The sequence below is a fragment of the Pseudactinotalea sp. genome (assembly GCF_048594945.1).
Taxonomy (GTDB): Bacteria; Actinomycetota; Actinomycetes; order Actinomycetales; family Beutenbergiaceae; genus Pseudactinotalea.
Genome location: NZ_JBMDXJ010000437.1, coordinates 1 through 5,960, shown reverse-complemented (window position 1 = coordinate 5,960; position 5,960 = coordinate 1). Strand labels below are relative to the sequence as shown.

General features: G+C 71.4%; 7 protein-coding genes and 1 pseudogene. 6 read left to right on the top strand and 2 right to left on the bottom strand.

All coding sequences use genetic code 11. The features are described 5' to 3' along the window. A partial coding sequence (locus ACOJSN_RS19905) for an aminotransferase class I/II-fold pyridoxal phosphate-dependent enzyme (protein WP_420114222.1) occupies window positions 1-808 on the top strand: 808 nt, incomplete at its 5' end. A 27-nt stretch (window positions 809-835) separates the two neighbouring features. Here the strand turns inward: ACOJSN_RS19905 and ACOJSN_RS19900 are convergent. Beyond that, window positions 836-1,558 (bottom strand): GNAT family N-acetyltransferase, encoded by a 723-nt coding sequence (locus ACOJSN_RS19900; RefSeq protein ID WP_420114221.1) that lies wholly within the window; start codon window positions 1,556-1,558, stop codon window positions 836-838. Window positions 1,559-1,659: 101 nt separating this feature from the next. Here ACOJSN_RS19900 and ACOJSN_RS19895 point away from each other — a divergent pair, with 101 nt between their 5' ends. From ACOJSN_RS19895 to ACOJSN_RS19880, 4 genes are all read left to right on the top strand, one after another. Further along, window positions 1,660-1,947 (top strand): hypothetical protein, encoded by a 288-nt coding sequence (locus ACOJSN_RS19895; RefSeq protein WP_420114220.1) that lies wholly within the window; start codon window positions 1,660-1,662, stop codon window positions 1,945-1,947. A gap of 15 nt (window positions 1,948-1,962) precedes the next feature. After that, window positions 1,963-2,910 carry a hypothetical protein gene (locus ACOJSN_RS19890; protein WP_420114219.1) on the top strand — a complete coding sequence of 316 codons (948 nt, stop codon included), beginning with the start codon at window positions 1,963-1,965 and terminating at the stop codon, window positions 2,908-2,910. A 10-nt stretch (window positions 2,911-2,920) separates the two neighbouring features. Next, the gene (locus tag ACOJSN_RS19885) at window positions 2,921-3,595 is read left to right on the top strand and encodes a metal-dependent transcriptional regulator (RefSeq protein ID WP_420114218.1); all 675 of its coding nucleotides are present in this window, start codon (window positions 2,921-2,923) and stop codon (window positions 3,593-3,595) included. A gap of 114 nt (window positions 3,596-3,709) precedes the next feature. Next, entirely contained in the window at window positions 3,710-4,198 is a 489-nt protein-coding gene (locus ACOJSN_RS19880; RefSeq protein ID WP_420114217.1) for a hypothetical protein, read from the top strand. 120 nt (window positions 4,199-4,318) lie between these two features. Here ACOJSN_RS19880 and ACOJSN_RS19875 read toward each other — a convergent pair whose 3' ends face one another. Next, a complete protein-coding gene (locus ACOJSN_RS19875) occupies window positions 4,319-5,371 on the bottom strand; it encodes a GNAT family N-acetyltransferase (RefSeq protein WP_420114216.1) in 1,053 nt (350 codons plus the stop codon). A gap of 94 nt (window positions 5,372-5,465) precedes the next feature. Here ACOJSN_RS19875 and ACOJSN_RS19870 point away from each other — a divergent pair. Further along, window positions 5,466-5,960: pseudogene (locus tag ACOJSN_RS19870) on the top strand (23S rRNA (uracil(747)-C(5))-methyltransferase); the annotation flags it as partial.

Sequence of the window (5,960 nt, the reverse complement as noted above, 5' to 3'; positions counted from 1 at the left end):
GGACGAGCTCAACCATGCCTCGATCATCGACGGCGTCCGGCTGAGCAAGGCGGCCCGGTTCCGCTACCGGAACCGCGACATGGCCGACCTGCGCGCCCAGCTGCAGGCTGCCCGCGACGGCGGAGCTCGCCGGGTCGTCGTCGTCACCGACGGCGTGTTCTCGATGGACGGCTACCTGGCGCCGCTGCCCGAGATCTGCGATGCCGCCGAGGAGTTCGGCGCGCTCGTGATGGTCGATGACTCGCACGCCGTCGGGTTCATGGGCGCCACCGGCGCCGGCACCCCCGAGCACTTCGGCGTCACCGACCGGATCGACATCTGGACCGGCACGTTCGGCAAGGCGCTCGGTGGCGCTTCCGGCGGCTACGTGAGCGGCCGCCAGGAGATCGTCGACCTGCTGCGGCAACGGGGCCGGCCGTACCTGTTCTCGAACTCGGTGGCGCCCGCGATCGTGGCCGCGACCCTGACCGCACTCGACCTCGTCACCGGTGCCGGCGAGCTCCGCGAGCGCCTGTTCGCCAACGCCGCGCTGTTCCGACGCCGCATGGCCGAGGAGGGTTTCGACCTGCTCGACGGCGAGCACGCGATCGTGCCGGTGATGTTCGGAGACGCCGCGCTCGCCGCGGACGTCGCGGCCCGGATGCTCGAGCTGGGCGTGTTCGTCACCGCGTTCTCCTACCCGGTGGTCCCGAAGGGGAAGGCCCGGATCCGCGTGCAGCTCTCCGCCGCCCATGATCCGGAGCAGATCGAGGCGTGCGTCCAGGCGTTCTCGCGAGCGCGGGCCGAGCGGGCGTCGGCGGACACCTGAACGTCTGCGCGGTGAGACCGGGCCGGCTCAGACCGCGGCAGCGGTGTCGGAGCCACCCGCAGCCTCGGCCAGCAGCTCGACCAGGCGCCGCCGCTGACGACCGCCGTCGAAGTTGTCCGGCGCGAGCCAGGCGTCGTGGGCCGCACGGATCCACGGCCACTGCGGCAGCGTCATCGCGAACCAGGCGGTGTCGCGCGAGCGCCCCTTGGTCACTACGTGGTCGCGGAACGTCCCCTCGTAGCGGAACCCGAGCCGCTCGGCCGCGCGCCGGGAGGGCTCGTTGAGCGAGTCGCACTTCCACTCGTACCGGCGGTACCCCAGATCGAACACGTGGCGCGCGAGCAGCGACATCGCCTCGGTCGCCGCGCGCGTGCGCTGCAGCCGCGGCCCGAGCACGATCGACCCCACCTCCACCACGCCGTTGGGCTCGTCGATCCGCATCAGGGCGGCGAGGCCGCACGCGACACCCTGCTCGTCGCGCACCACGACGTGGACGTCGGGGCCGGCGAGCCGCCGTGCCACGTGGCGGCGCAGATCCTCCGGGCGTGCGTGCGGGCCGTCGGCGAGGTAGGTCCACAGCGCCTCGCGCCCGGGACCGCCCACCTCGCCGAACAGCGCGTCGGCATGGTCGGCGGTCAGCGCCTCGAGATGGCACCAGCGTCCGGCCAGCTGCGACAGCACCGGCCGCGGCGGTGGCTTCCACCCCGGAAGATCGATGCCGATCGGCTGGCCGTGCTCATTGCTTCTCACCCTTCGCAGTCTGCACGACGGCAGGCCGCCGAGTGTTGGACGCCTCCAACAACGTCTTGGCCGTGGACACACCCGGGATCGGCGGTTCAGGGTGGCTCACCGTGCCCATCTCACTGCTCCGCCGTGTCCTGCTCTGCCTCCTGATCGCCACCCCCGCCGTCGTGCTGCGGGTCGCCGGCCTGCGCCCCGACCCGGTGCTCGACATGCTGCTCTTCGGCGCCGCGATCGTGGCCGCGGCGTTCCTGCTCGCCTGGGCGGCCGAGGCCGCCCGCAAGGACATCTCCGGCGCTCTCGCGATCGCGCTGCTGGCGTTCATCGCGGTGCTGCCCGAGTACGCCGTCGACCTGTACTACGCGTTCCGCTCCGGCTCCGAGCCCGAGTACGAGTAGTACGCCGCCGCGAACATGACCGGCTCCAACCGGCTGCTCCTCGGCTTCGGGTGGCCGTTGGTGGTGATCGTGGCGCTGCTGGTCGCGCGAGCCCGGTCGCGCACCTCGGGCACGCCCGCGCCGCGCGCACTCGCCATTCCTCCGCAGGGTCGCCTGGACATCGGGTTCCTGGCGATCCTCGCCGTGCTCGCGTTCGCGATCCCGGCACTCGGCCACATCCCGATCTGGCTCGGCCTGGTGCTCGTGGTGACGTTCGGGATCTACCTGTGGCGGGCGAGCAAGGTCGAGGACGACGACGAGGAGGAGTTCGTCGGCGGCGCCGCTCTGATCGTGGCGCTGCCCGTGAGAGTGCGACGCACCACCGTCATCACCCTGTTCGTGGTATCGGCTGCCCTGATCCTCGCCGTGGCGGAGCCGTTCGCGGAGTCGATGGTCAGCGCCGGCACCTCGCTCGGCGTCGACTCCTACCTGCTGGTGCAGTGGCTGGCGCCGCTCGCCTCGGAGGCGCCGGAGTTCATCATCGCGGTGATGTTCGCGCTGCGCGGGCACGGCGCGGCGGCGATCGGCACGCTCATCGCCTCGAAGGTGAACCAGTGGAGCCTGCTGGTGGGCTCGCTGCCGGTTGCCCACCTGCTCGGCGGCGGAGGCACGGACCTCGCCCTCGACGCGCGGCAGGTGGAGGAGTTCGTGCTGACCGCCACCCAGACCGTGATGGGCGTCGCGATCATCCTGGCGCTGCGGTTCCACTGGGCCTCGGCGCTCGGCCTGCTCGCGATCTTCGCCGCCCAGTTCGCCGTGACGGACACGGCCGGCAGGTACTGGCTCTCCGCACTGCAGGTCGTGATCGCGACCGTGCTGCTGGTCGCACACCGCCGCCACATCCTGCCCACGCTGCGCGCCCCGTTCGCACGATCGCGGTCCGGAGCACAGACGGACCGCGAGCGCGAGCCGTCCGCTGCCTAGGATCACAGCGATGACCCAGCACCAGGACGACGTCGGTCGCATGGCCGAGGACTACCTCACGGTGGTCTGGAAGGCGTACGAGTGGCCGGGCGGGCGCCCCCAGACCACCGACATCGCCGATCGTCTCGGCGTCACCCCTTCGACCGTGTCGGCGAACCTGCGCCGCCTGGCCCGTGACGGGCTCGTGGACTACGAGCCCTACGGCACGGTGACGCTGACCGCGCTGGGCGAGCCGCTCGCCGTCGGGCTGGTGCGCCGGCACCGGATCATCGAGACCTATCTGGTCGAACGCCTCGGGCTGGGCTGGGACGAGGTGCACCGCGAGGCGGACCTCCTCGAGCACGGGGTCTCCGACGTGGTGCTCGCGCGCATGGACGCGGCCCTCGGCCATCCACGCGCCGACCCGCACGGTGACGTCATCCCGCGCGAGGGCGAGCGCGGCAGCACGGCGGCCGAGCCACTCACGGCTGCCGACGCGGGCACCCGGGTCGAGGTGGTCCGCGTCAGCGACCGCAGCTCGCCGATCCTGCGTTATCTCGCTGAGAAGGGCATCCGACCGGGAGCCCAGCTCACGGTGACCTCGGCAGCCGACCAAACCGGCGCCGTCGGGCTCGATCTCGAGGACCGACCGGTCGAGATCAGTACGACGGCCGCTGCCGCCGTCTGGGTGCGCCTGCTCGCCTGAGTCGAGCGGGCTCAGACTCGTCCGATCGCGCGCTCGCACGTATCTGCGGGGTCCTCGCCGCCTCCTTCCTGGTGTGGCGCACATCGGGTGCGCCCCTGCATGGTGGAGGCAATCATGGCTAGTGCGACGGAGCTGTTCAGGGCTCTCGCCAGCGGCAACCGGCTGGAGTTCTTCGCTCACATCAACCCCAAGGTCTGGGAGGTCGTCGGCGGCGGTCCGCTCGGGCTGAACACGGCGGGGATCGCGGCGCTCAACCCGCAGCCGTTGCCGCCTGTGGACATCGGTCAGCAGCGGCGGACGGCTGTCTCGTACACCGCGATCGGCTACGGCCAGCTCGCGATGATGGCGATGGCGGCCATCGGTCAGGGCGAGGGCGGCACCCGCTCGTTCATGATCGACATCGACGACTGGTGCGGCACCGGCTGGCCCCGCAAGTGGCCGTGGCCACCGCCGAAGAGTCTCGGGCGCGACGACCTGGCGTCGCTGCAGCTCGGGGCGGGGATCGCCGCCGCGCACCTGGCGGCCGGCTACGAGGGTGGTCCGATGCAGGAGCTCTTCGAGGCCGCCGCCACCCAGCTGTTCGACACGGCGATCGCCGGCTGACCAACCCACCGGGCTGGCCCACCGGGCTGGCCCACCGGGCTACCGCCCGCCCACCCCTGCCGCCGAGATCGTAGATCGGCGTCGACTTCGTAGATCCAGATCTACGATCTCGCCACCTCCCTACGATCTCGGCGGCAGGAGGGCGGGGCGGCCCTGGAAGGCGATCTCGCGGTGCGCCACGCGGTAGCCGAGCTGCTCGTTGATCGCGATCATCCACGGGTTCACGTGGGAGTTCCACGTCGCGATCGAGCGGAGCGCCGGGGCTTCCTGCCGCAGCCGCCGATGGGTCTCGACCTTCAGCGCGAGCCCGAGGCGGTGACCGCGATGCTCGGGCATCACGAGCGTGTTCTCCTGCCACCCGATCGTGGTGCCTTCACCGCCGTGGAACTCGACCACGCTGTTGCCGGCGAAGGCTCCGTCGGGAGCCTGGGCCACCGCGATGAGGGACCGGGTGCCGGAGTCCCGGCGGCGCTTCTCGGCCAGGCGGATCCGCTCCGGTGTGAACTCGGGAGCCTCGTGCTCGACCTCCTCGTCAGGCTCGTCGAGCTCGAGCTGGCGCAGCAGCACGCCGTAGGCCGCGAGGTGCTCCTCGGGCACGGTGTCCTCGAAGTAGAGCACCTGGTAGTCGCCGAGCTTCTCGGCGGCCTGGGCGGCGAGGTCATCGAGCAGCTCGTCGTCGAGGGGAAGGTCGAGGATGCGGCAGACCGCGACGTTCTTGCGGCTCAGTCCGTGGGCGGCGGCGATCTTGTTCACCGGCAGACTCATGTCGTCCGGGTCGCCTTCGGCGGGGATCGCGCCGTACGCGCTGATCAGGTGGCGGCCGGTGGCGCGGATCGCAGGCAGCAGGGCCTCGTTCAGCAGGGCCGTGGCGATGCCTTGGCCGCGGTGCTCCGGGTGAACCGAGAGGTCCACGTGCACGGTGTCGAGGTTCTCGCTGAGCGGCACCGACGTGCCGCCGTACCCGAGGATGCGCTCGTCGTCACCGGAGCCGGACACCGCGACCCAGTGGCCGAGCTCCCAGTACTGGTTCGGCTCGAGCCTGGCGCGGGTCTGCTCGACGGTGTGGTTCTCGATGCCACCGAAGAGCACCTCGTCGCAGGCATGGTCGAGACGGATGTACTCGGTGAGCTCGCGGTCGGAGGCGGTGTCGAGCGGCCTGATGGTGACGGTCATCGGTCCAGCCAAGCACGCCGACGGGCTCACGCCACGGGCTTTTCCGCCCTCGACGGTTTGCCCGTGGCTCGGCGAGCAGTCAGGCTGAGCGCCGATGGACTGCACCTACTACGCGGCGGGCCGCTGCCGCTCCTGCACGCTGATCGAGGTCCCCTACCCCGAGCAGGTGGCGAGCAAGCAGCGGGCGGTGAGCGACGCCGTCGGGCCTCTCGGCTGGAAACCCGCCTTCACGGGCCTGGAGGCCGGGTTCCGGAACAAGGCGAAGATGGTGGTCGCCGGGTCCGTCGAGGATCCGACTCTCGGGATTCTCGACGGCGGTGGGCTGGGTGTGGACCTGTCCGGTTGCCCCCTGCACGAGGCTGCGCTGGTCGAGGCGATGCCGGCGCTGCGGGCGATGATCACGCGGGCGCGGCTGACCCCGTACTCGGTACCGGCTCGGCGCGGCGAGCTCAAGCACGTGCTGGTCACGAGCTCGCCGGCGGGCGAGTTGATGGTGCGGTTCGTGCTGCGGTCGACCGAGGCGCTGCCCCGGCTGCGCAAGCACCTGGGCTGGATGCAGGAGCAGCTGCCGAACGCCGCCGTGATCAGC

Coding starts and splice junctions, on each gene's coding strand:
- ACOJSN_RS19890 (WP_420114219.1), top strand. CDS start 1,963: ATGACCGGCTCCAACCGGCTGCTCCTCGGCTTCGGGTGGCCGTTGGTG.
- ACOJSN_RS19885 (WP_420114218.1), top strand. CDS start 2,921: ATGACCCAGCACCAGGACGACGTCGGTCGCATGGCCGAGGACTACCTC.
- ACOJSN_RS19880 (WP_420114217.1), top strand. CDS start 3,710: ATGGCTAGTGCGACGGAGCTGTTCAGGGCTCTCGCCAGCGGCAACCGG.
- ACOJSN_RS19875 (WP_420114216.1), bottom strand. CDS start 5,371: ATGACCGTCACCATCAGGCCGCTCGACACCGCCTCCGACCGCGAGCTC.